27 protein-coding genes and 1 tRNA gene are annotated in these 23,007 nt (G+C 68.0%); 15 read left to right on the top strand and 13 right to left on the bottom strand.

The features are described from left to right. Positions 1 to 124 precede the first annotated feature (124 nt). The 6 genes from M6D93_RS00625 to dnaB all read left to right on the top strand — a co-directional run bounded on the left by M6D93_RS00625 (position 125) and on the right by dnaB (position 5,060). Complete coding sequence (locus M6D93_RS00625; protein WP_249772108.1) at positions 125 to 1,246, top strand: hypothetical protein; 1,122 nt, start codon at positions 125 to 127, stop codon at positions 1,244 to 1,246. A gap of 239 nt (positions 1,247 to 1,485) precedes the next feature. After that, positions 1,486 to 1,776, top strand: coding sequence for a 30S ribosomal protein S6 (gene rpsF / locus M6D93_RS00620; RefSeq protein ID WP_249772106.1), 291 nt, complete (start codon positions 1,486 to 1,488; stop codon positions 1,774 to 1,776). Between the two features lie 9 nt (positions 1,777 to 1,785). Continuing rightward, complete coding sequence (locus M6D93_RS00615) at positions 1,786 to 2,295, top strand: single-stranded DNA-binding protein (protein ID WP_249772104.1); 510 nt, start codon at positions 1,786 to 1,788, stop codon at positions 2,293 to 2,295. 74 nt (positions 2,296 to 2,369) lie between these two features. Then, on the top strand, positions 2,370 to 2,606 hold the full coding sequence (gene rpsR, locus M6D93_RS00610; protein WP_249772102.1) for a 30S ribosomal protein S18: 237 nt from the start codon (positions 2,370 to 2,372) through the stop codon (positions 2,604 to 2,606). Between the two features lie 14 nt (positions 2,607 to 2,620). Then, positions 2,621 to 3,067: a 50S ribosomal protein L9 gene (rplI, locus tag M6D93_RS00605; RefSeq protein ID WP_249772100.1), complete on the top strand. Its 447-nt coding sequence runs from the start codon at positions 2,621 to 2,623 to the stop codon at positions 3,065 to 3,067. Between the two features lie 547 nt (positions 3,068 to 3,614). Next, positions 3,615 to 5,060 carry a replicative DNA helicase gene (gene dnaB / locus M6D93_RS00600; protein ID WP_347343514.1) on the top strand — a complete coding sequence of 482 codons (1,446 nt, stop codon included), beginning with the start codon at positions 3,615 to 3,617 and terminating at the stop codon, positions 5,058 to 5,060. A gap of 18 nt (positions 5,061 to 5,078) precedes the next feature. On the opposite strand, the gene M6D93_RS00595 is transcribed toward dnaB, so the two are convergent. The 3 genes from M6D93_RS00595 to M6D93_RS00585 form a co-directional block, all read right to left on the bottom strand. Beyond that, positions 5,079 to 6,233 carry a hypothetical protein gene (locus M6D93_RS00595; RefSeq protein ID WP_249772096.1) on the bottom strand — a complete coding sequence of 385 codons (1,155 nt, stop codon included), beginning with the start codon at positions 6,231 to 6,233 and terminating at the stop codon, positions 5,079 to 5,081. Continuing rightward, on the bottom strand, positions 6,233 to 6,562 hold the full coding sequence (locus tag M6D93_RS00590; protein ID WP_249772094.1) for a PadR family transcriptional regulator: 330 nt from the start codon (positions 6,560 to 6,562) through the stop codon (positions 6,233 to 6,235). Before M6D93_RS00590 ends, M6D93_RS00595 begins: the two co-directional genes overlap by 1 nt. 106 nt (positions 6,563 to 6,668) lie before the next feature. Continuing rightward, positions 6,669 to 6,742 (bottom strand) — tRNA-Gly (locus tag M6D93_RS00585). A 229-nt stretch (positions 6,743 to 6,971) separates the two neighbouring features. Between M6D93_RS00585 and M6D93_RS00580 the strand changes: the two genes are divergently transcribed. Then, positions 6,972 to 7,424, top strand: coding sequence for an MmcQ/YjbR family DNA-binding protein (locus M6D93_RS00580; RefSeq protein ID WP_249772092.1), 453 nt, complete (start codon positions 6,972 to 6,974; stop codon positions 7,422 to 7,424). Positions 7,425 to 7,490: 66 nt separating this feature from the next. Here the strand turns inward: M6D93_RS00580 and M6D93_RS00575 are convergent, their stop codons facing one another. Further along, positions 7,491 to 8,003 (bottom strand): GNAT family N-acetyltransferase, encoded by a 513-nt coding sequence (locus M6D93_RS00575; protein ID WP_249772090.1) that lies wholly within the window; start codon positions 8,001 to 8,003, stop codon positions 7,491 to 7,493. A 410-nt stretch (positions 8,004 to 8,413) separates the two neighbouring features. Here M6D93_RS00575 and dcd point away from each other — a divergent pair, with 410 nt between their 5' ends. Beyond that, positions 8,414 to 8,992 carry a dCTP deaminase gene (dcd, locus tag M6D93_RS00570; RefSeq protein WP_249772088.1) on the top strand — a complete coding sequence of 193 codons (579 nt, stop codon included), beginning with the start codon at positions 8,414 to 8,416 and terminating at the stop codon, positions 8,990 to 8,992. A gap of 218 nt (positions 8,993 to 9,210) precedes the next feature. Here dcd and M6D93_RS00565 read toward each other — a convergent pair whose 3' ends face one another. The 3 genes from M6D93_RS00565 to M6D93_RS00555 form a co-directional block, all read right to left on the bottom strand. Next, the gene (locus M6D93_RS00565) at positions 9,211 to 9,957 is read right to left on the bottom strand and encodes a maleylpyruvate isomerase family mycothiol-dependent enzyme (RefSeq protein ID WP_249772086.1); all 747 of its coding nucleotides are present in this window, start codon (positions 9,955 to 9,957) and stop codon (positions 9,211 to 9,213) included. Positions 9,958 to 10,098: 141 nt separating this feature from the next. Next, the gene (locus M6D93_RS00560; protein ID WP_249772084.1) at positions 10,099 to 11,187 is read right to left on the bottom strand and encodes a branched-chain amino acid aminotransferase; all 1,089 of its coding nucleotides are present in this window, start codon (positions 11,185 to 11,187) and stop codon (positions 10,099 to 10,101) included. Positions 11,188 to 11,213: 26 nt separating this feature from the next. Beyond that, entirely contained in the window at positions 11,214 to 11,801 is a 588-nt protein-coding gene (locus tag M6D93_RS00555) for a TetR/AcrR family transcriptional regulator (RefSeq protein ID WP_249772082.1), read from the bottom strand. 173 nt (positions 11,802 to 11,974) lie between these two features. Here M6D93_RS00555 and M6D93_RS00550 point away from each other — a divergent pair, with 173 nt between their 5' ends. The 3 genes from M6D93_RS00550 to M6D93_RS00540 are packed head-to-tail and all read left to right on the top strand — an operon-like array spanning position 11,975 to position 15,278. Further along, the gene (locus tag M6D93_RS00550; protein ID WP_249772080.1) at positions 11,975 to 13,552 is read left to right on the top strand and encodes a flavin-containing monooxygenase; all 1,578 of its coding nucleotides are present in this window, start codon (positions 11,975 to 11,977) and stop codon (positions 13,550 to 13,552) included. Beyond that, positions 13,549 to 14,397, top strand: coding sequence for an SDR family NAD(P)-dependent oxidoreductase (locus tag M6D93_RS00545; RefSeq protein ID WP_249772078.1), 849 nt, complete (start codon positions 13,549 to 13,551; stop codon positions 14,395 to 14,397). The genes M6D93_RS00550 and M6D93_RS00545 overlap by 4 nt, the downstream gene beginning before the upstream one ends. Continuing rightward, complete coding sequence (locus M6D93_RS00540) at positions 14,394 to 15,278, top strand: alpha/beta hydrolase fold domain-containing protein (RefSeq protein ID WP_249772076.1); 885 nt, start codon at positions 14,394 to 14,396, stop codon at positions 15,276 to 15,278. The genes M6D93_RS00545 and M6D93_RS00540 overlap by 4 nt, the downstream gene beginning before the upstream one ends. An 83-nt stretch (positions 15,279 to 15,361) precedes the next feature. Here the strand turns inward: M6D93_RS00540 and M6D93_RS00535 are convergent, their stop codons facing one another. After that, positions 15,362 to 15,823: a GNAT family N-acetyltransferase gene (locus M6D93_RS00535; RefSeq protein ID WP_430667251.1), complete on the bottom strand. Its 462-nt coding sequence runs from the start codon at positions 15,821 to 15,823 to the stop codon at positions 15,362 to 15,364. A gap of 228 nt (positions 15,824 to 16,051) precedes the next feature. On the opposite strand from M6D93_RS00535, the gene M6D93_RS00530 reads away from it, so the two are divergent. Further along, complete coding sequence (locus tag M6D93_RS00530) at positions 16,052 to 16,540, top strand: hypothetical protein (protein ID WP_249772072.1); 489 nt, start codon at positions 16,052 to 16,054, stop codon at positions 16,538 to 16,540. A gap of 228 nt (positions 16,541 to 16,768) precedes the next feature. On the opposite strand, the gene M6D93_RS00525 is transcribed toward M6D93_RS00530, so the two are convergent. After that, positions 16,769 to 18,211, bottom strand: coding sequence for a sensor histidine kinase (locus tag M6D93_RS00525; RefSeq protein WP_249772070.1), 1,443 nt, complete (start codon positions 18,209 to 18,211; stop codon positions 16,769 to 16,771). Then, entirely contained in the window at positions 18,208 to 18,948 is a 741-nt protein-coding gene (locus M6D93_RS00520) for a response regulator transcription factor (RefSeq protein WP_249772068.1), read from the bottom strand. The genes M6D93_RS00525 and M6D93_RS00520 overlap by 4 nt, the downstream gene beginning before the upstream one ends. Before the next feature lie 170 nt (positions 18,949 to 19,118). Between M6D93_RS00520 and M6D93_RS00515 the strand changes: the two genes are divergently transcribed. Next, on the top strand, positions 19,119 to 20,210 hold the full coding sequence (locus M6D93_RS00515) for a hypothetical protein (protein ID WP_249772066.1): 1,092 nt from the start codon (positions 19,119 to 19,121) through the stop codon (positions 20,208 to 20,210). Positions 20,211 to 20,228: 18 nt separating this feature from the next. Here the strand turns inward: M6D93_RS00515 and M6D93_RS00510 are convergent, their stop codons facing one another. Genes M6D93_RS00510 through M6D93_RS00500 form a run of 3 tightly spaced genes read right to left on the bottom strand, consistent with a single transcriptional unit; the run spans position 20,229 to position 21,701 of the window. After that, positions 20,229 to 20,642, bottom strand: coding sequence for an arsenate reductase ArsC (locus tag M6D93_RS00510; protein WP_249772064.1), 414 nt, complete (start codon positions 20,640 to 20,642; stop codon positions 20,229 to 20,231). Beyond that, positions 20,635 to 21,345, bottom strand: coding sequence for an aquaporin (locus M6D93_RS00505; RefSeq protein ID WP_249772062.1), 711 nt, complete (start codon positions 21,343 to 21,345; stop codon positions 20,635 to 20,637). Before M6D93_RS00505 ends, M6D93_RS00510 begins: the two co-directional genes overlap by 8 nt. After that, positions 21,342 to 21,701: an ArsR/SmtB family transcription factor gene (locus tag M6D93_RS00500; protein ID WP_249772060.1), complete on the bottom strand. Its 360-nt coding sequence runs from the start codon at positions 21,699 to 21,701 to the stop codon at positions 21,342 to 21,344. Before M6D93_RS00500 ends, M6D93_RS00505 begins: the two co-directional genes overlap by 4 nt. Positions 21,702 to 21,793: 92 nt before the next feature. Between M6D93_RS00500 and M6D93_RS00495 the strand changes: the two genes are divergently transcribed. Both M6D93_RS00495 and M6D93_RS00490 read left to right on the top strand, forming a co-directional pair. Further along, a complete protein-coding gene (locus M6D93_RS00495) occupies positions 21,794 to 22,222 on the top strand; it encodes an ArsI/CadI family heavy metal resistance metalloenzyme (RefSeq protein WP_249772058.1) in 429 nt (142 codons plus the stop codon). Positions 22,223 to 22,269: 47 nt separating this feature from the next. Then, complete coding sequence (locus M6D93_RS00490) at positions 22,270 to 22,968, top strand: VOC family protein (protein WP_249772056.1); 699 nt, start codon at positions 22,270 to 22,272, stop codon at positions 22,966 to 22,968. The last annotated feature ends 39 nt before the right edge of the window (positions 22,969 to 23,007 follow it).

Here is a 23,007-nt window from a genome sequence, read left to right as displayed (position 1 = left end):
CTCTGCGTGGTCGAGGAACAGTCGCTGGAATCCGTCGGCGGAAGACTGTTGTTGCTGACTACTGATCAGTAGGGTTAGCCTGTTCCGCAGCCACCGTCCGCATTGCCTGGTTTAAGGGGTTTCGATGAACGTCCGCAGGCTTGTCGGTCTCGGGCTCTCGGCCCTGCTCGTCTCCGGCGGCCTCGTGATGCACGCCCAGTCGGCCGGCGCCAGCTCGACCGTCGACGCCCAGCTGTCCCTGTCCGGCGTCGTCACGGCCGATTCCCCGACCGGCGGTTCCGTCATCGGCATCCACCCCGGCGACGCGGTCAACTTCACCGCATCCACGGCACCGACCGCAGGCCTGAAGAAGCTCGGCCTGGACGGGCTGCTCGGCGGTTTGGTCAACGGGGTAGCGGGCTACCAGGTCAAGGTGCACTTCGGCGGCGGTTTCGGAGCCTCGTCCAACAAGGACGTCGTCCTCAAGTCCGGGTCCGGCGCCAACGCGGCCCGGTTCGCCTTCCCGTCCAAGGGAACGTTCAGCTTCAGCTGGACGGCGCAATCGGTCACGGTCGGCCTGCTGGGGACGACCGTCACGAACATCAACCTCGACGGGAACGCGCTCAAGCAGGCCGGGGTCGCGCTGAACGCGTCCAACCAGTACGTCGGCAAGGTCGTGGTCGCGGATTCGCCGCCCGCGGGTGGCATCGCGGTCCAGCTGCCGAGCGTGTCGGCCTCTCCGAGTGCTCCCGTCGTCGGGCAGCTGCCCGGCGTCGGCGTGCCGGGTGTGACGACCCCGACGCTGCCCAATGTGGGTGGCAAGCTGCCCGGTACCGGTTCGGCCCACACCGTGACGGGCACCGGTTCGCACTCCGGCACCACTGGTGGTCCGACCCTGCGCTACCGGCCCACCGGTCAGACCGTCGCGGACAAGACGATGCCCAAGGGCTACGGCGCCGGCTCGGGCGTCGGTGGCAGCTACGTGCCGCCCGGACTGAACAACTCGCTCAACGCGCCGGGCGTCAATGGCGTCAATGCCGCCGGCTCGGCGGCGAAGGGGGCGGCAACCACCTCCGGGGGCAAGGTGGCGCCCGCATCGCCCGCGCCTTCCGCGGTGGACCTGGCGTCCTCCAGCGCCCACTCGGCCGTGACCGGGCTGCCGGCCCTGCTGATCGTGCTGGCGGTGATCGCCCTGTCGGCGGCCACTGCGATGTACGCCCGCACGTATCTGCTGCACCGGCCCGTCCCGGCGAAGGTGAAGCACTGAAGCCCGTTCGGCGAGCCTACGGCGCAAGCGCGACGTCAAACCGACGGGCGATTTCGTCAGATCCGGGCCAGCCGGTAGCCTGAGCAGGTTGTCTGTCTCGGGGAGCTACCGATGTTCCCCGTCCCGCGCCGATCGACTGGCCCCCCACGGTGTCCGCCGCTCGCGTCCGTGGAACAGCTTCACCCTCCTGCCACGGAAAGTCCGTGGCCGCAAAGTCCACAGGAGGCTGGGTTAATCCCATGCGCCATTACGAAGTCATGGTCATTCTGGACCCTGAACTCGACGAGCGGACCATCGCGCCGTCCCTGGAAACCTTCCTCAACGTCATCAAGAACGATGGCGGCTCCGTGGAGAAGGTCGACATCTGGGGTCGTCGCCGGCTGTCCTTCGAGATCAACAAGAAAGCCGAAGGCATCTACGCCGTCATCGATCTCAACGCCGAGCCCGCCTCGGTCATCGAGCTCGACCGTCAGCTGAACCTCAACGAGTCGGTGCTGCGGACCAAGGTCCTCCGCCCGAACGCGAAGTAGTTCCCTGACATGGCCGGCGAAACCGTCATCACCGTCGTGGGCAACCTGACGGCCGATCCCGAGCTGCGCTTCACCCCCTCCGGTGCTGCTGTCGCCTCGTTCACGGTCGCCAGCACGCCGCGAACCTTCGACCGCCAGAGCAACGAATGGAAGGACGGCGAAGCGCTGTTCCTCCGCTGCTCGATCTGGCGTCAGGCCGCTGAGAACGTGGCCGAGTCGCTGACGCGCGGCATGCGAGTGGTCGTGCAGGGTCGTCTGCAGCAGCGGTCGTTCGAAACCCGCGAGGGTGAGAAGCGCACCGTGATCGAGATGCAGGTCGACGAGGTCGGCCCGTCGTTGCGCTATGCCACGGCGAAGGTCAACCGCACGCAGCGTGGATCGTCCTCCGGCGGCGGCTTCGGTGCCGACAACGCCGGTGGCGGTGGCGGTGGCGGCGGGTTTGCCCCCGCCGACGACCCGTGGGCCTCCTCGGGTCCGGCTGCCGGTTCCGGCGGGTTCTCCGACGAGCCCCCCTTCTAAACGAATCTCTGTCCGATCGCCGGTGCCGGCTGCGACCGAGCGGAAGCGATCACCGTCATTTTCAGGAGTGCACAATGCCCAAGCCCCCAATTCGTAAGCCCAAGAAGAAGTCGAATCCGCTCAAGACCTCCAAGATCGAGGCGATCGACTACAAGGACACCGCCCTGCTGCGCAAGTTCATCTCCGACCGCGGCAAGATCCGCGCCCGCCGCGTGACCGGTGTCAGCACGCAGCAGCAGCGGGAGATCGCCAAGGCCGTGAAGAACGCCCGCGAGATGGCGCTGCTTCCGTACACCTCGACCGCACGCTAAGGAGGACGGACGCTATGAAGCTCATCCTCACCCGTGAGGTTTCCGGCCTCGGCCTGGCCGGCGACATCGTTGACGTCGCCGACGGTTACGGCCGCAACTACCTCGTCCCCCGTGGTGCAGCCATCAGCTGGACCAAGGGTGCCGAGAAGCAGATCACCCAGATCAAGCGTGCCCGCGATGCTCGTGAGATCCGCGGTCTCGACCACGCCAAGGAGATCAAGAACCAGCTCGAGCAGCTGTCGGTGACGCTGACGGCTCGCGCCGGCGACGGTGGCAAGCTCTTCGGTTCGGTTACGCAGTCCGACGTGGTCAACGCGGTCAAGGCCGCCGGCGGCCCGCTGGTCGACAAGAAGCGCGTGCATCTTCCCGGTCACATCAAGACCACGGGTGCGCACACCGTCACCATCGAGCTGCACGCTGACGTGGTTGCCTCGGTCCCCGTGACCGTCGCTGCCAGCTAGTCGGTTCGGTTCGTTCAGCCGGGAGCCCGGCTTCGTCCTTGTGTCGAGGCCGGGCTTTCGCGTGTTCTGGGATGACCGATGGGTGGCGCTGGGGCGGCCTGGCTCGTTGACGATCACGACGGTTCGGGCTGTGTAAAACCTCGGTTCCTGAGCAGCGTTTACGGCGTTTCTCGGCCGTCGTGACGAAAACTTGAGGACGAGTTTTTGTGCACAGGGCGACCAGGATGTACCCCAGTGATAACGGGGGTCACAGGCGCGGTGGAAAAGATATTCACACCCTTGTCCCCAGGCCATGAACAGCCCCGTGCGGCATTTCCCACAACCTTGTCCACAGGTGTGTGCACAGGTCGGATTGCCACCACCGGTAGTCGTCCCATAGCTTTGCGCGGACTCCTCGAAGCCATCCCAGCGTCGCCGTCTGCGCGCAGGAAATCGAGCCGCCAGGACCGCATCCGGACCTCGGTCGACACGCCTACCGCGCTGATCTGTGCTGCGTCGGCGTTGTCCTTGGTTCGAACTGTCGTTCGATAGTGCTACAACTTCAGGCATGGCATTCGGTGACCGCATTCCTACCGCGGTTTCGCCGCGAGAATTTGGAAAGGCGGGGCCGGTGTCTGTCGTCGCGGGCGAGTTCGGCGGGGGCGACGAGCGGGCTCCCAAGTTCGACCGCACCCCGCCGCAAGACATCGAGGCGGAGCAGTCCGTCCTCGGCGGCATGCTGTTGTCCAAGGACGCGATCGCCGACGTGATCGAGGTCCTGCGCAGCAACGACTTCTACCGTCCCGCGCACCAGCTCGTCTACGACGCGGTCCTCGACCTGTACGGCCGGGGCGAGCCCGCCGACGCCGTAACCGTCGCCGCCGAACTGTCCCGCACGGGCCAGCTCGGCCGGGTGGGCGGCCATCCCTACCTGCACACGCTGATCTCTGGCGTGCCGACCGCGGCCAACGCCGGCTACTACGCCGAGATCGTCGCCGAACGATCCATCTTGCGGCGGCTGGTCGAGGCCGGCACCAGGATCGTGCAGATGGGTTACGGCGCCTCCGAGGGCGAAGGCATGTCCGGCACCGTCGACGACGTCGTGGACCGCGCCCAGGCCGAGATCTATGAGGTCACCGAGCGCCGCTCGACCGAGGACTACGTCTCGGTTGAGACGCTGATCGAGTCCACCCTCGACGACATGGCCCGCATCGAGGAAAGCGGCGGCAAATCCTCGGGTGTCCCGACCGGCTTCGAGCACATCGACGAGATGACCCATGGGCTGCACCCGGGCCAGATGGTCGTGGTCGCCGGTCGTCCGGGTAGCGGCAAGTCCACGCTGGCGATGGACTTCGCGCGGTCGGCGGCGATCAAGAACAAGCTGCCGACGGTGATCTTCTCGCTGGAGATGTCCAAGCAGGACATCATGATGCGGCTGTTCTCGGCCGAGTCCAGGGTCAAGCTCAACGACATCCGCGCCGGGCGGATGAGCGATGAGGACTGGCGTCGTATCGCGTTGAAGTCCTCAGAACTCGCCGAGGCGCCGCTGTTCATCGACGACTCGCCGAACCTGACGATGATGGAGATCCGCGCCAAGTCCCGGCGCTTGAAGCAGCGTCACGACCTCAAGCTCATCGTCATCGACTACATGCAGCTCATGACGTCGGGCAAGCGGGTCGAGTCCCGCCAGCAGGAGGTCTCCGAGTTCAGCCGTGCCATGAAGCTGATCGCCAAGGAGCTCGAGGTGCCGGTCGTCGCACTGTCGCAGCTGAACCGTGGCCCTGAACAACGCACCGACAAGAAGCCGATGCTGTCGGATCTACGTGAATCCGGATCCATCGAGCAGGACGCCGACGTGGTGATGCTGGTGCATCGCGAGGACATGTACGAGCGAGAATCCCCACGCGCCGGCGAGGCCGACATCATCATCGCCAAGCACCGTAACGGCCCGACCGGAAACGCGGTGGTCGCCTTCCAGGGGCACTTGTCGCGTTTCGTGGACATGCCCTCGTAGCACCGAGCCGGAAGGTGACTAGCTCGGGCGCAGGCGGGGATTTCTCGCCGGCCGCTCGACCGGCTGGGCATTGCACAGGGTCGCGATCGTGGCACCGAAGACAGGCACGACCAGCAACGCGAGGATCGCGGCCCCGCCGGCGGAGCCGATACTGCCGTCCGTGTCGTACTGCTGGCGCAGGTTCGCCGGGATGACCACGGTCGGCCGCACGCAGGTATGGCAGATCCCGTCGCCCGAGGCCGGCCGAGGCACGTGGTGAGGCAGCAGGGCGATGGTCAGCGAGGTGAACAGGGCCACCAACATCGCGCCGATCGAGGCTGCGGCGATCGTGGCCAGCACGGCCTGGCGGGGCGCGGGCAGCACACCGGGTCGGCTGTCGCGGCGGGCCAGCCGCGTGGTCATCGCGTGCACCCCGACCGGGACGGCCAGCGCGGCCAGCGCGAAGCAGGTGACCACGAGGTAGTCCAGGGCGGAGGCGCGCGCCACGGTGTCGGTACGCGTGACCCGTTCGATCGCTCCGTCGCCTCCGAACGGTGCCAACGCGTAGAGCACCCCGGCTGTCACCGCACCAACGCCCACGGCCGACGGCAGGACCCGGTGCGCGAACTGGAGCCGCCGACAGGTGAGGACGAGGAGACCGGCCACATAGCCGCCGAGCACCAGCAGGAACCCGACGTACATCGCCCAGTTCCCCAGCACGACCGGGAAGTAGGAACCAAGCCGGCTGCCGAGGCGATGCTTTTCGACCAGCGCGGCGACCAGACCGAGTATCACTGCGTACCCGCCGACCCGTACTGCGCGGGGCACCCATCCCGGCCGGACGGGGCCGAAGAAGCGCCGCACCAGGAGCGGAAGGCCGATCAGCAACGCGAGCGTGACCACCACGTACATCCGGTTCACCGGTGTCGCGGAGTTCGTGGACGCGCCGGGCCAACCCACCAACACCAGCCCGAGCGCCCCCGCGAGGAAAGCCATGGCTTGGACGATCCGGTTCATGACGACCTCCTTCATCACCATCCATAGGCCACCACCGAGCCACGCCAGGCGGGCCGGTGCTGCGGGGACCTGGTCGGCCTCCACGAGCAAGGCGTGCACCCAGTCGCGTCGGCCGTCCGGCAACAGCCCGGACAGGGCGCGGGCCACCCCTGATACCAAACGTGAGACGCGGTCCATCACGCGCCGCCTTCGGTCGCCAGCCGGCTTGGAGCCGTCCGGCTTGGAGCCGCCCGGCGGGTCTCGGCGAGGGCGGTGCGAGCGGCGACCTGTCCCTCGGCCGTGAGTCGGTACAGATGACGGCGGGGGCGGCCGACCGGTTGCTCGTCCTCCCAGCGTGCCTCGATGAGTCGACGGTCGGCCAGCCGGATGAGGATGGGGTACAGGGTGCCCGAGGCGAGGCCGGTCTGCTTCGCGATCAGGTATCCGTGCAGCCACGAGGAAGGGTCGGAGTCCAGCAGTGTCAGCACGGACAGGGTCTGAGCGGAGTAGCCGAGCTTGCGAGCCATGACGCGCACTCTACCTAGGTAGACCTTCTTCGTCGAGGGTCAATTCTCGCGGCTGGCGATGGTGGTGGTGGGTGTCGGCCTGCCGCCTGGCGGTGGCCGTTCAGCTTGGAGCGGGTGACGGGAATCGAACCCGCACTGTCAGCTTGGGAAGCTGATGTTCTGCCATTGAACTACACCCGCGAACACCGTCAGAGGTTACACGAGGGCTCCCGGCATCAATGCCGGACGAGGTCGCACAGGCGGCCGTATCCGTTGATACCGCACTCCCCCACGAGCTGTTCGAGGCGATCGCGGCGCTGGTGTGCTGAGGGACGCTCATCCAGGTACCGGCGTGCGCGGTGTGGCCCACAGCCGACCCGTTCAAATCACCCCTCGCCCGACGTCGGACCCTGCGCTTACTGTGCGACCCGTGACCAATATCGACGTCGTCCGCGCCATCGTGGCCGGCCTGCCGCGCTCCTATGAGGTCATCGTCCGGGATCGCGTGAAGTTCCGGGTCGGCCGGCTGGTCTACCTGGCATTCTCGCGTGACGAGACGACGATGGGCTTCGCCTTCCCGAAGGTCGAACGGGCCGCACTCGTCGAGTCCCGCCCGGACGTCTTCCAGCTCCCGCCGACGTCAGACCTTCGCTACAACTGGGTGCTGACCCGCCTGGCCGCGCTTGAGCACGCCGAGGCGCGGGAGCTGGTTCTGGACGCCTGGGCGATGGTGGTGCCGAAGGGAGTCGCGTCGGCTGAGCTTGCGCGACGAGCGGCGCTCTGCCCCTCCGAGGACGGGCTGCACGGGACGGCGATCCGGCCGGCGGAGGACGTGCTGCACGGGACGAGAAAGCCCCGCCGGCTCATACCCGGCGGGGCTTGACACCATTAATGCACGGTCGTCCTACGAAACCGGTGACCGACACGTAAACACTCAGGGTCGGATCCGTCACCCAGCCGCGAGGGTCAGCAGCGCGGCATCGTCGAGCCGGAAGGTCGTCCACTCCTCCAACGGGATCGCGCCCAGCGAGCGGTAGAAGGCGATCGAGGGGGAGTTCCAGTTCAGCACCGCCCACTCCAGGCGGCCGTAGTCGTGGGTAGCACACTCCAGTGCCAACGCCCGCAGCAACGCCTTGCCCAGACCCGAGCCGCGGTGGGACGGCAGCACGAACAAGTCCTCCAGGTAGACGCCGTGCACCCCGCGCCACGTCGAGAAGTTCAGGAACCAGAGCGCACAGCCGACCACCGTCCCCTCGACCACGGCGACGTGACCGAACAGGGCTGGCGTCTCGGAGAAGAGGGCGGTCGTGAGTTGCTCCTCGGTGAGTGTGCACTGCGCCGGCTCCTTCTCGTACTCGGCCAGTGCGTGGACGAGTCCGACGACAGCCGCGAGGTCGGATAATTCGACGCGACGTATGCGTGGATCGGTCGGCTGGGACGGGGCGTTCTCGGTGGTACTCACGCGGAGCATCATCGCTCAATCCAGAGTTGAGAGTCCCAGTGGGCTCACCAGTCACCACTGGTCACAACCGTCGCGCGACACGCCGGTGCAGAAAAGATCTTGAAGCGAATCGCCGAAACCCCCTTGCGGACAAGGGCATTCCGGCTGTAGAAATTCTCTCACGCACCCGGCAACGGGAGCGGGACCGGAAGACAACCGAGGGATCAGGCGACTGGGAAACCGGTCGCGCGGACCAGTGACATGGTCCGAGAACTCGACGGGCCTTCCGCGAGATTCGGGCGTGTCACCGCCGGATCATCCCGGAGGCCCCGCCAACTCATACTTGGCGGGGCCTCCACCTATTTCCGGCGATGATCGCTCGCCCAGTGGGCCCTGACCCAGTTCCCGTCGCCACCCGGTAACCTGCGCCCATGCTGCTGAGCGATCGCGACATCCGGGCCGAGGTGCAGTCTCAGCGTCTCCGGCTCGAGCCCTGGGAGCCCGACCTGGTTCAGCCGTCCTCCGTCGATGTCCGGCTCGACCGGTACTTCCGGGTTTTCAACAACAGCCAGTACACCCACATCGATCCGTCGCTTCAGCAGGACGAACTGACCGCCCTGGTCGAGCCGGACGGGGACGGCCCCTTCGTGCTCCACCCTGGCGAGTTCGTGCTCGGTTCCACGTTGGAAGTCGTTTCGTTGCCCGATGACCTGGCTGGACGGTTGGAGGGAAAATCGTCCCTCGGACGTCTCGGCCTGCTCACCCACTCCACGGCAGGCTTCATCGATCCGGGCTTCTCCGGACACATCACGCTTGAGCTGTCGAACGTCGCGAACCTGCCGATCACGTTGTGGCCCGGGATGAAGATCGGGCAGCTGTGTCTGTTCCGCCTGTCCACCGCCGCCGAGCATCCCTACGGCAGCGAGGTCTATGGCTCTCGGTATCAGGGCCAGCGCGGACCGACCCCGTCCCGGTCGTACCTGAACTTCCGCCGGTGGCCCACCTCCTAGTCGTCGACGTTGCCCTTGTTGCTCGTGCTTAGTCGTTGACGTTGCCCTTGTTGCTCGACAACGAGGGCAACCTCAACGGGCCGCGGACGACAACGAGGGCAACCTCAACGGGTGGGGGTCGACAACGAGGGCAACCTCAACGGGCCGCGGACGACAACGAGGGCAACCTCAACGGGTGGGGGTCGACAACGAGGGCAACCTCAACGGGCCCTCAACGGTCAGGCGGACGGCTGGCGGGCTCCGACCCGGAACGTCGAGCGCCACAGATCCGCGATCGTCATATCGCCGCGCAGGGACACCTCGTCGTCCCCGGCCCGGTTCCAGGCCCAGCGGTAGAGGTCGCTGGCCATTCCGAACACCATCAGGTCACAGCCGTCGCGAACCTCACGCACCGACGAGACGCCACCCGCACCGGCCGAAACGGTCCAGCCGGCATTGACGTCCAGGGGCGTGACTCCGAGCGTGAACGGACGCGGCACCCCGACCCCGCGAAAACGGGAGGCGACGAAGCTGATGAGCAGCTCGTCCAGGCCATCGGCGGCGAAACCGGGGTCGAACTCCGTCACCCCGCACGCCGCCGCGAGTTCGGCGTCGACCCGGTGCATGGCCGTCTCATGGGCCTGACGACGCGCCCAGAACAACCGCGGCACCGACGTCGGCAGAAAGGTCCACACGGCGAGGTCGTCGGTGGCCGCGCGCAGGGCCCACTCCAGCTGCGCGGCGCCGGAGGTGAGGATCTCGAACAGGTCCTCGTCCGGGGGCAGGTCGAAGCTGAAAGTGGCGTGGTCACCGCCGCGCAGCAAGGCCAAGGTCGAGTGGTGCACCTTGGTGGTGTGCTGCACGAGCCTGCGAACCGTCCATCCGGGGCAGGACGGGACCTTCGCCTCCAAGCCGGCCCACGTTGCGGCCCGGGTCAGCAGCTCGGTCTCCGGGCCGATGCGGTCCAGGAACGACTCAGCCTGCACGAGCCCGGCCCCCTCTGACAGTCGCGACGAATTTCTGGTCCGCGTCCTTCCAGCGAACGTTGGTCCAGAGTGCCCCACCGCCTCGGCTTGCACCAGCATCCAGCCGAAACCAGCCCCGCCCCTCCGACGCCGCGACGGACGTCAGACCAGGGTGTGCATCCACCCGTGGTGGTCGGGCGCCTGGCCGGTCTGGATGTCGAGCAACGTCTGCCGCAGACGCATGGTCACCGGACCGGGCTCGCCGTTGCCGACCGTCCACTCGTGCGCCGCGCTCTTGACCTCACCGACGGGGGTGATGACGGCCGCGGTCCCACACGCGAAGACCTCGGTGAGCTCGCCGCCGGCGTTGCCCTCACGCCAGTCATCGATGGAGATGAGCCCTTCCTCGGCGGCGTAGCCGAGGTCGCCGGCCAGGGTCAACAGCGAGTCCCGAGTGATACCGGGCAGCAGCGTGCCGGACAGTTTCGGGGTAACGATGCGGGCGTTGGCGCCGGAGCCGTACACGAAGTACAGGTTCATCCCGCCCATCTCCTCGACGTACCGGTGCTCGTGCGCGTCCAGCCACACGACCTGATCGCACCCCTTCTCGGCCGCTTGGGCCTGGGCGACCAACGAGGCGGCGTAGTTTCCGGCGCACTTGGCTTCACCGGTGCCGCCCGGAGCCGCCCGCGTGTACTCGGTCGAGAGCCACACACTGACCGGCTGCACTCCGCGGGGGAAGTACGGGCCGGCCGGCGAGGCGATCAGTAGGTAGGAATAGGCGTTGGCCGGACGCACCCCGAGGCCGACCTCGGTGGAGATCATGAACGGACGGAAGTACAGCGACGCGTCCGCGCCGGAGGGCACCCAGGCACCGTCGACGTCGGTGAGGGCCTGCAGCGACTCCACGAACCGCTCCGCGGGCAGTTCGGCCATCGCCAGCCGCCGCGCCGAGCGCTGGAAGCGAGCCGCGTTCGCGTCCGGACGGAAGGTGGCGATCGAACCGTCCGGCTGGCGGTAGGCCTTGAGTCCCTCGAAGATCAATTGGCCGTAGTGCAGCGAGGACGTGGCCGGGTCGAGCGCGAGAGGCCCGTAGGGCAGGACGTCCCCGGCCGCCCAGCCGGCCTCGGCGGTCCAGTCGATCTTGACCATGTGGTCGGTGAAGTAGCGGCCGAATCCGGGCGCGGCCAGGATGGCCTCGCGGTCGGCGTCAGAGCGCGGATGGGGATTGCGGTGGACGGTGAGAGCCATAGTTGGACATCCTAGTAAATGATGGGCTACCGGGCAGTCGCGATGACGGCAGCGAGTGATTCGGTCAACATGCGGATCAGCTCATCGCGCGGAATCGGCGGAGCGGCGGCCCAGCTGACGACGAGTTCTTCGGCGTATGCAGTCCAGCCACGGGCGGCCAACAAGGCGGCGGGCGTGTGATGCAGCCCCAGATTGGCCAAGTTCGAGGTTATCCGATCGGTCAACGCAGATCTGGTGGCGTCGGCGATCTCCCGCAACTGGTCGTCGCCACTGGCCGCTCCGCGAACGAGCGATACGTAGGACTGGTATTTCTCGCTCACGTAGTCGACGTAGGCCGCCATGGACGACGCCAGTTGCTGCTCGGCGGGCAGGTTCGGATCGGGGTCGGTCACGCGCAGCAGGTCCTCGGCGGCCCGGCGGACGACCTCCCGATGGAATTCCTGTTTGTTCTTGAAGTAGTGAAACAGCAGGCCGCGGGAGATTCCGGCCTCCTCGGCCAGCAATTCCACCGACAGTTCGTCCAGGGTGCGCGTCGCCAGGAGTTCGACGCCGAGTTCGAGAAGCTGCTCGCGCCGTTGGTCCGGACTGAGCCGGACCCTGCGCTGCGCATTCATAGGTCCACCCTAAGTCCCGTTGAGGTTGCCCTTGTTGCGCGCCCGCACCCGTTGACGTTGCCCTTGTTGCGCGGCCGCACCCGTCGAGGTTGCCCTTGTTGCGCGCAAGATGGGCATCGTCAACGAGAAGGGAGCTTATTGACCATGATTCAATTACTACGTAGTCTCGGACCATGAGCAGCGAACTGTCCGGCTCCGTCGAGGTCGGGACGGACGTCGACGCCCAGACCGCGCTCGACAGTGGCACCGGCGCCCTTCCCGCGCACGTGGGGGTCCTCGTCGTCGGCGCGGGTTTCGGCGGCCTGGCCGCGGCCATCAAGCTGGACGAAGTCGGCGAGCACGACTACCTGGTGATCGACCGGGGTGACGAGGTCGGCGGCACTTGGCGGGACAACACCTATCCCGGTGCGGCGTGTGACGTCCCGTCCCAGCTCTACTCCTTCTCCTTCGCGCTAAACCCGGACTGGTCGCGCTCGTTCTCGCCCCAGCGCGAGGTCCAGGACTACCTGCGACGGGTGGCCAACTCAGCGGGTGTGCTGGACCGATTCCGCTTCCGCACGAGCCTGCTCGACGCGGCATGGGACGCCGAAGCCGCCCTGTGGCGTGTGAACACCGATGCCGGCGGGCTGACCGCGACGGTGCTTGTCGCCGCGACCGGCGCGCTGTCCGACGCGAAGGTGCCCGACATCGACGGGATCGCGGAGTTCCGCGGGGAGCTCTTCCACTCGTCTCACTGGAATCACGACTATGACCTGACCGGAAAACGGGTCGCGGTCATCGGCACCGGTGCCTCATCGATCCAGATCGTTCCCGAGATCGCCGGCCACGCCGCGCGGGTGGACGTGTACCAGCGCACGGCGCCGTGGGTCATGCCGAGACACGACCGGGCCATTTCTGATGTGGAGCGAGTGGTATTTCGCCGCGTGCCAACGCTGCAACGCCTGGCGCGGGCGGGCGTCTACTGGGCTCGGGAAGCCACCGTGCCGATGTTCACCCTGAAGCCTGGACTGGGCAGGCTCGCGCAGGGACAGGCGAGGAAGAACATCGCCCGGGCCATCGCCGACCCCGCGCTTCGCGAGGCCGTGACGCCGAGTTTCGCTTTGGGTTGCAAGCGTGTTCTCATTTCCAGTGACTGGTACCCAGCGCTTGCCCGCGACAACGTCGACCTGATCACCAGCGGCATCACCGCGATCACCGGCAACGGCGTAGTAACGGCCGACGGTGTGACGCGCGAGGCCGATGCCATCGTGGTGGCCACGGGATTCATGCCCACGGAGACGCCGGTCGCCAAGCACATCATCGGTAAGGACGGGCGAACGTTGTCCGAACACTGGTCCGACCACGGCGTACAGGCGTACAAGGGTGCGTCCGTGTCGGGATTTCCCAACCTGTTCTTCATCGTCGGGCCCAACACCGGCCTGGGCCATTCCTCGATGGTCTTCATGATCGAGTCCCAGGTCGGGTACCTGATCGACGCGGTTCGCACCATGCGACGCCACGGACTGGCCTCGGTCGAAGTGGACCGCGAAGCTGAGGCCGCATACAACATCGCCCTGCAGCGCCGGATGAAACGTACCGTGTGGAATACCGGCGGCTGCTCGAGCTGGTACCTCGACGATCACGGCCGCAACGTCACGCTGTGGCCACGGTCCACGGTGGCGTTCCGGCGGATGACCGCCAGGTTCGACCTGGCCGCGTACCACGCGATAGCTCGGGACGACGTCCCCTCCCATCAGAAGGCGTGGGCATGAAGACCCTGCGGAACAAGGTGGTTGTGATCACCGGAGCCGGGTCGGGTATCGGCCGCGCTGTGGCGTTGGAGGCCGCGGGCCGGGGTGCTCGGCTGGCCCTGTCCGACGTTGACGAGAGCGGATTGGCGCTGACAGAACGAGAAATCGCCGCCCGGTATCCCACGACAACGGTTCGCACGGCTCGGCTGGACGTAGCGGATCGCCCGGCCTTCGCGGCCTACGCGAGCGCCGTCGCGTCCGATTTCGGAGTCGTCAACGTCGTGGTGAACAACGCCGGCGTCGCCATGACCGGCACGATCGCCGAGTCCGACTACGCCGACATCGAATGGGTACTGGGCATCGATTTCTGGGGAGTGGTCCACGGGACGAAGGAATTCCTGCCGCATCTGATCGCCAGCGGTGACGGGCACATCGTCAACATCTCCAGCCTGTTCGGACTGATGGCCGTACCGACCCAAGCGGCCTACAACGCCGCCAAGTTCGCGGTGCGCGGCTTCACCGAATCGTTGCGGATGGAGATGCTCGTCGCGGGCTCTCCCGTTGGCGTCACGGCTGTCCACCCGGGCGGAGTCAAGACCGCGATCGCCCGCAACGCTCGTGCCGCGGCGGCGCACGATCAGACCGCTCTGGCTGATTTCTTCGATTCGAAGCTGGCCCGGACGACGCCGGAATCGGCTGCGCGAGCGATCGTGGACGGGATAATCGGTAACAAACCCAGGGTGGTGATCGGGGCGGACGCGAAGTTCCTCGATGCCTTCGTTCGCCTCTTCGGTGGGCGGTACTCCGCGGTGGTGGCCAAGGTGTCGGCCCGGACGATGCCCGCACCGTCGAAGTCTCCGGTATGAGACCGATGTTGCCGTTTCCGATCGCAGCGGTCGTCACCGCGTTGGGCGAGCGCCCTGGACTCATTCGCCCCTTCCCCATCGGAGTAAAGCGCCGGTGGCTGGACCTGGCGTCTTCGGCGCTGCCGTTCCCCTCCGGCACGGTCATCCGGCGGGTCGAGCTGGCAGGACGGCCGGGCTATCGGGTCAGCGTCGGCGCGACCGAGCGGCCTCGCGCGATCGTCCATCTGCACGGCGGGGGCTTCGTCGTCGGCTCGCCGTATGCCTACCGCTCGGCGGCGGCGTTTCTGGCCGAGGCGGCCGGAGCCGTTGTGTACCTGCCGGACTACCGGCTGGCGCCCGAACACCGTTATCCCGCCGCGCTGGACGATGCCGTCGCGGCGATCCAGCAGGTCTCGGCACTGCACGAGGCGGTCGGGGTCAGCGGAGACTCGGCGGGTGGTGGCCTGGCCGTGTCGGCGACCCGGCGGCTGCTGGACGGCGGGCGGGACATCGTTTGCGCCCTTGCCCTCGCCTCGCCATGGGTGGACCCGATGGCGCTGTCCGAGGGACGCAAGCGCGACCTGATCATCTCCGAGGGATTCGGGCGCTGGGCGGCGATGCAGTACATCGGGTCTGCCGATCCCGCCGACCCCGGGGTCGCGCCGCTGCACGGCCGGCTGGGCGATCTGCCGCCCACGCTGGTGCACGTCTGCAGGACCGAGGTCCTGCACCCTCAGGTGGTCCACTTCGTCCAGCGATTGCGCGCGGAAGGCGTCGATGTGGCGCTGACCGAGCAACGTCTCTGGCACGCGGGCATGGCCCAGGCGGGACTGGTCGCTGAAGCCCGCGACGCCGTCACCGAACTGGGCGAGTTCCTTCGCAAGCACGCCGTCGTACGTTGAGGTTGCCCTCGTTGCGGGTGGTGCTGCGTTGAGGTTGCCCTCGTTGCGGGCGTAGTTGCGTTGAGGTTGCCCTCGTTGCGCGTTCAGTCGAGCGGGACGGCCCTCGTCATCGGAACGTGGGGTATGCCGTCCTCGATATAAGGGTTTCCGCTGACCTCAAAACCGAATCGCTCGTACCAGCCCTGCAGATAGGCCTGGGCTTCGAGAACGACCACGCGTCCGGGACCGATGAGTTCCAGGGCATGATCCATCAGCCGGCGGGCTGTTCCATTCGAGCGGGCGGACTCGGCGGTGGCGACCCGGCCGATCCGGGCCCGACCGTCCGGATCGAGCAGGATCCTCAGTGTGGCGATCACCGGATGGTCGGCCGGCGCGGGGTGGCCCTGCTCAGGTAACGCCGCCAGGCGGGTGTCGTCCGTTGCCCAAACCCAACGCGCTGTCTCCTCCAGATCCCTGTCGTCGAGGTCGGGATAGGCGCAATCCTGCTCGACCACGAACACATCGATGCGCAGTTTGAGGATCGGATAGGCCTCGATCAGCGACATCGTGCGGGGCTCGGCGTTGTGCAGCGTGATCACGTCGGCAACGGTATCGGGCGCGACGGGCGCCTGACCCCGATAGCGGCCCGAACACGATCCTGACAATTCCTTGTCGTCCCGCACACCCCGGGCGGCGATCGTGGATCCAGGACGGGAACGCCCCGACGCTCACGGACCGGCGCCCTCACGGGCCGGTTCGTGCGCACCCGCTGTAGAGCACAGGAGACCCTCACCATGTGGAAGACCCTCGCAACTGCCGGAGCCGCCGGCGCCATCGTCCTCGGCGCGGGAACCGCCGCCCTCGCGACGTCCGGCTCGTCGTCGCCGTCCGTGCCGTCGTCCACGCCGCGAACCTCAGCTGCGGTAGCTGCCGCCGCGGGCTCGTCCTCACCCGGTGCCAAGGCCGGCAAATCCCACAAACGACTCGCGTTCCAGCGTCTGCGCAACTTTGAACATGGCACGTGGGTGACCAAGAACGGCTCCGGCAGCGTTACCCACACGGCAAGCCGGGGCACGGTGAGTGTCGTGAGCGCGACGTCGATCACGGTGAAGTCCGATGACGGGACGAGTATCACGTACGGGGTCGATTCAGGCACCAAAATCCGCACCCACGCCAAGAAGAAGGACGCCGCGATCACCGACGTCAAGGCAGGCGACAAGGCCGTGGTCAGCGGTACCGGCACTCCGGCCGTCGCCAAGCACATCCTGGACACAGCCAGGTAGACCTCAACGGTCCGGGGCTGACAACGAGGGCAACCTCAACGGTCCGGGGTTGACAACGAGGGCAACCTCAACGGTTCGGGGGCCGGCAACGAGGGCAACCTCAACGGTCCGGGGCCGGCAACGAGGGCAACCTCAACGGTCCGGGGCCGGCAACGAGGGCAACCTCAACGGTCGGGGGCCGGCAACGAGGGCAACCTCAACGGTCCGGGGCCGGCAACGAGGGCAACCTCAACGGTCCGGGCCCGGCAACGAGGGCGGAGCCGGTAGCCGCACGGTGAAGCGGGCTCCGCCCTCGGGCGCGTGACCGGCCTCGATGACTCCGCCGAGTCGCGACACCAGCCCGTGCACGATCGTCAGGCCGAGACCGGTGCCGACCTGGCGCTGACCCCGGTACCGCTCGTAGAGAACCGACCGGTCGAAGGCAACGGGAAGGTCCTCCTCCGCCAGTCCCGGGCCGCCGTCGCGTACCTCCGCCACGACCCAGGCCGTGAGCGGGCCCGCGGACTCGGCGCGTACCGCCAACACGATCCAGGCGCCGGCCGGGGTCACCCGCAACGCGTTGTCGAACAACCCGTCGAGCACCTGCCGCAGCCGCGACGCATCGGTCTGGACGAACAGCGACCCGGCCGGCAACTCCGCCGAGAACCGGACGCCGACCCCCGCGCAGCGGTCGGCCCAGACCGCGCCGGCCGCGCGGGCCAGCTCGCAGACGTCGACCTGGCCGAGGTCGATCCGAAACTCCTGGGCGTCCAGGCGCGCCAGGTCGAGCAGATCGGAGACCAAGCGGTTGAGCCGCTGTGCCTCGGTCAGCATGATCGCCCCCACGTGGGGCGCCTCGGAGGCGGGCACCACGCCATCGGCCAGCGACTCGGCGTAGCCGGTGATCGCGGTCAACGGCGTGCGCAGGTCATGCGAGACCGACAGCAGGAACTCCCGCTGCCGGGCCTCCGAGTGCGACAGGGCCACCGCCAGCGTGTTGACCGCGTGCCCGACCTCGGCCACCTCCGACGGCCCTTGGGTCCCGACGTGCACGTCTCGATGCCCCAGCGCCAGTGCGTGGGCCGCCGCGGCGGTTCGCTTGAGCGGACGCGCGATCCGGTAGGCGACCACGAGGCCGAGCGCGATGGCGATGACCACCCCTACGACCAGCGCGAGCTCGATACGCCGGATGATCCGGTCGTCGGCGCGGGTCGCGTCGGCGCGGCGCTGGGCCAGCAGCAACGCGCCCCCGGCGGGCAGCCGCCGTCCCTCGACGAGCACGGTGGATCCGGCCACGCTGCGGGTGAGCGACAGCGACCCGGACGATGTGAGCCCGCCGATGTCCGAGGCCGTCACCGACTTGCGGGCCAGCGGTGCGGACGCCGCCAGTACGCCACCCTGGCCATCGAGCAGCGCCCACTGCACGTTGACCCCGGGCAGCGCGCGCAGCGCACGCCGTTGCGCGGCTCGGGTCCCGGTGTCGGCGACGGTGGTCTGAGCCAGATCGGCCAGTCGGGCCAAACGTTTGCGGGCTGACGTCTGGTTGGCCGAACTCACCAGACCGATAGCCAGCAGACCGGCCAGTAGGGCAGTGATGACCGCGACCGCGACCGCGAGCAACGAGATGCGCTGCGCGAGCGAGCCGCGGGTCGCGAAGCGCCGGGTTGACGCCGGTGGCCGAGGATCGATCATCCGTCGCGCCGACCGCGCCCGGACCGGGACGGGTCCTCGGCCGCGTAGCCGACGCCGCGCACGGTGCGGATCGGACTGGCGTCGGCGAGCTTGGCCCGGACCTGGGCGACGTGCACATCGACGGTCCGGACCCCGGCGATCGCCGAGTAGCCCCAGACCTCGCTGATCAGCTGTTCGCGGCTGTAGACGCGACCGGGTCTGCGCATCAGGAACGCCAGCAACTCGAACTCGGTCGCGGTCAGCTCCACCTCGGAATCGCCCACGAAAACGCGCCGTTCGGTCTCGTCCACGGTGACCGTGCCCATGGTGAGCGGCGGACGAGCGGCGGCGACGCCGTGGGTGCGGCGAAGCACGCTGGTCACCCGCGCGGTCAGTTCCCGGGGCGAGAACGGTTTGGTGATGTAGTCGTCGGCACCCAGTTCCAGCCCGACGATCCGGTCGACCTCGTCGTCGCGGGCGGTGGCGAACAGCACCGGTGTCCAGTCACCGGACGCGCGCAGCCGCCGGCACACCTCGACACCGTCCAACCCGGGTAGCCCGACGTCCAGGACGATCGCGGCCGGCCGCAACCGCTGCACCGCGCTCAGCGCGCCCAGCCCGTCGCGCTCGATGTGCACGCCGTACCCGGCCTGGACCAGGTTCAGCCTGATCACGTCGGCGATGCTGGACTCGTCCTCGACGACCAGGACGAGTCCCCGCACGGTGCCGGCGGGCGCGGCGGGCGCGACGGTCGGCATACGCGGGATGCTACTGAGCCCGGCTCGGCAGCAGGTCACCCTGATGTTCGGGTTTCGTTCGAACCGCCGCGGCCTGATCGGCCTCGCGGCGTTGTTCGTTACCCGCCAGGGCCGGTAACGATCTGAACAACGGCGGTCGCACAGCCTTGGTCTCGTCGCATGCTGACTGAGTGATCGCTCCAGGTCTGGACGACTACCCGGCGCCACCGGCGCCACGTGGCCGCCTGAGCACGGCGGCCGTCGTGGCCGTCCTGGTGCTGATCGTGGCCGTCGTGGGGGTGGCCAACCGGCATCGGGTCGGGCACGCGCGGCCGGGGCCCGCGCCCACGGTCCCGGTGACCAAGCCGAATCCGATACGGCCGGTGAACGTACCTGGCCGCCCCAGCGACGTGACCGGCGAATTGCCGCTGCTGTACACCCTGGCCACCGGTCCGTCCCGGGTCTACCGCCTGGACCCGTCCCGGCCCACCGAGCTGCTGACCTCGGTGGCCGTCGACCAGAACGCGTACCACGTGGTCCTCGATCCCGAGGTCAACCGGCTGTGGGTCTTCAGTTACCGCGGCGCCGACACGCTGGTCACCGAGCTGGACCCGCTCTCGCTGAGCAAGCTGAGCGAGCGAGTCATTCCGCTGGTCATTGATGCGGTGGCACCCGACGGTGACCGGATGTGGATCGGGGCCGAGACGGGCCTGTACATCCTCGACGGGAACTCGTCTCGACCCCAGGCGGTGACCAAGATCGTCAATCCGGTGCGCTGGCTGGCCCTCGATCAGGTCAATCAGCGCTTGATCGTGGCTTCGACCGCAGGTGTCCGCACCACGATCTCCTCCGTCACCCGTACTCCCTACTACGGGCGCGGGGGGACCGTGGTCGATCACCCCAAGGTCGCCGCCGACACCAGCTTCGAGCTGCTCCACGTGAGCGTGGCGGTGGCCGATGGCGGCGATCTGTGGGTGGCGGGCCGGCGACTGGACAACGCGGGTTGGCTGGTTCGGCTCGATCCGGCTTCGCTGCGAGCCCTCGTCGGAGCGCCGGAGAACACGAGTTACGACGCCAACGTGTCGGTGTCGGCGGCCGCGGGTCGGCTGTGGATCCAGAATCGGGGCGTGCTCAGCTGCGCGACCGGAGTCAGCGCCCTGACGCTGCAGTCGTTCACGGGCTACACCGGTGAGATCGCCGGCAGCGGGCAGACGGTGCTGGCGGTGGGCTCGGGTGGGGTACAGGTGCTCGACACGACCCTGACCGACTGCCGCACGAGCTGAACGCCGGGCCGCGGGCCGTCACTGTTTCGGTGTGGGCAGCAGTTGCTCGACCAGGACTTCGATCCGTGCCTTGATCTCGTCACGCACCTGCCGGACCACCTCGATGGGCTGGCCGGCCGGATCGGTGAGCTGCCAATCCTCGTAGCGCACCCCGGGGAAGTAGGGGCAGGTGTCACCGCAGCCCATCGTGACGACGACGTCGGAGGTCGCGACCGCGTCCGGGTGAAGGCGTTTGGGCTGCTCTCCGGCGATGTCGATTCCGATCTCGCGCATCGCGGCGACGGCCGCGGGGTTGATCGTCTCGGCGGGTTCCGAGCCCGCGGAGCGGACCTCGACCCGGTCGCCGGCCAGGTGGGTCAGCCACCCCGCGGCCATCTGAGATCGTCCGGCGTTGTGGACACAGACGAAGAGAACGGAAGGCCGGTCAGTCATGGACGGCTCCTTGGTCGAGAGCGGACGGTTCCGGGGAATCCTTCGTGGCGGGATGCAGCCCTCGTATCACCGCGAGGCCGAGCAATCCGCCCACGACCTGCATGAGGACGAACATGGGCGCGGAGCGGGGTGCGATGCCCGCGAACGAATCCGACAGGGTTCGCGCGATGGTGACGGCCGGATTGGCGAAGCTGGTGGAGCTGGTGAACCAGTAAGCGGCCACGATGTACCCGCCGACGACGTAGGCCACCCGGTCAGCGCGATCACCGCGCAGCGTGGCCAGGACGAGCAGCACCAGGCCGAAGGTGGCCACGACCTCCGCCAACCACAGACCGGCGCCCGTGCGGTGGTGAGCCGAGAGGGTGACCGCGGGTAGTCCGAACATCAGGTTCGCCACGATGGCGCCGAGGCATCCGCCGGCGACCTGGGAGGCGATGAGGACGATCGCGGCGAGGTTGTCGAGCTCGCCGAGCAGGCGTTCGACCATGCTCACGACCGGGTTGAACGCCGCCGACACCGGCTGCAGCGCCAGGATGAGCGCGACCAGCGCGGCCCCGGTCACGAGGCTGTTCTCCAGCAGTTGCAGGCCGACGTCGTGCGGGGACAGCCGTACCGCGGCGATTCCGGAGCCGACGACGGTGGCGACGAGGAAGGCCGTGCCGACGAACTCGGCCAGCGCCCGACGAGCCAGGGCGACGGTCACGGGCTGGTCGTGCCGATCAACTCGGCCAGGCCGCGCAGGGCCGTTGCGCTGGCGCGGTAGTACACCCAGACTCCGCGCTTGTCGCGCTCGAGCAGGCCGGACTCGTGCAGCACCTTGAGGTGATGGGAGATGGTCGGCTGGGACAGGTCGAAGGCATCGTTGAGATCGCAGACGCAGGCCTCACCGCCCTCGTGCGAAGCCACCAGCGACATCAGGCGCAGCCGCACCGGGTCGGCGAGAGCCTTGAGAAGCAGGCTGATCTGTTCGGCCGCCGGTTGGGACAGGGGCTCGCGGGACAGCGGCGAGCAGCACGCCACGGTATCGACCGGGGACAGGACCGTCAGAGACTTCGACACCGGTCGATATTGACAGACATCGATGTCTGGGTGCAACCTGAGCCGAGCCCGTATATAGACGTCCATCGATGTCATGACCCGGAGGAGTAACGATGTCCCGAGTACAACTGGCCCTCAACGTCGCCGACCTGGACGAGGCGATTGCCTTCTACAGCAAGCTTTTCGACACCGCCCCGGCCAAGGTCAGGGACGGGTACGCCAACTTCGCCGTGGCCGACCCGCCGCTGAAGCTGGTTCTGCTGCAGAACGCGGACGACGCGGGTTCCATCAACCACCTCGGCGTCGAGGTCGCGGACATCGGAGAGGTGGACGCCGCGCAGAGCAGGCTCGCGACGGCCGGCCTCGCGTCTCTCGACGAGCGGGGGACCACCTGTTGCTACGCCAAGCAGGACAAGTTCTGGGTCCAGGGCGCACCGAGCGGTGAGCGCTGGGAGATCTACACCGTGCTGGCCGACTCGGCCACCTTCCGCTCGCCCGAGGAAGCCGACCAGTGCTGTGATCAGACCGCCGAGTGCTGCTGAGCACGCGTTCTCGGCTGTTCGGTGAGACCCTCCGCTAGCGTGTGAGGGTGCCCGAGCTCGACCACCTCGTCTACGGCGTGCCGTCCTTGATCGACGGCGTCGCCGAGTTCGCCGAACGGACGGGCCTGGCTCCGGTGCCCGGCGGCCGTCACCTCGGTCGCGGAACCGCGAACTACCTCCTGGGCCTCGGGCCGGGGCGCTACCTGGAAATCATCGGCCCGGACCCGGAGCGCGACCCCGACCCTGACCCCGACCGCGACCCTGACCCCGACCCCGACCCCGACCGCGACCCTGACCCGGACCGCGCCGCCGCCGCCGAGCCGGCGAGCATGCCGTTCGGAGTCGGGCGGCTGACCGAGCCGCGCTTGCTCACCTGGTGCGTGCGCCCCTCCGATCTGGACCAGTGCCTCGTGGACGCACGGGCCCGCGGTTACGATCCGGGCGCGGTGGCGTCGATGTCCCGTCAGACCCCGTCCGGGGACCTACTTCAGTGGCGGCTCACCCCGGACTCGGTCAGTACTGCCGGTGGATTGCTGCCCTTCCTCATCGACTGGCGAGACAGCGTCCATCCGAGTGCAACCGGACTCGCCCAGGCCGACCTGCTCGCCCTGACCGCGACGACTCCGGAACCCGAGCCGATCCGGCGCGCCCTGTCGACGATCGGCCTGATCCTGCAGGTCGAAACCGGTCCGGACGCACGGCTGTCCGCCGTCCTTCGAACACCGCGGGGCATCGTCACCTTGTAGCGGCGTCCACCCCCGCTGGGCGACCGCGGCCGGGCGACC

This window comes from Jatrophihabitans telluris (assembly GCF_023516435.1).
GTDB classification, from domain to species: Bacteria; Actinomycetota; Actinomycetes; order Mycobacteriales; family Jatrophihabitantaceae; genus Jatrophihabitans_A; species Jatrophihabitans_A telluris.
Note: the sequence above shows the minus strand (reverse complement) of the source record. Positions and strands in the feature narration are given on the sequence as shown.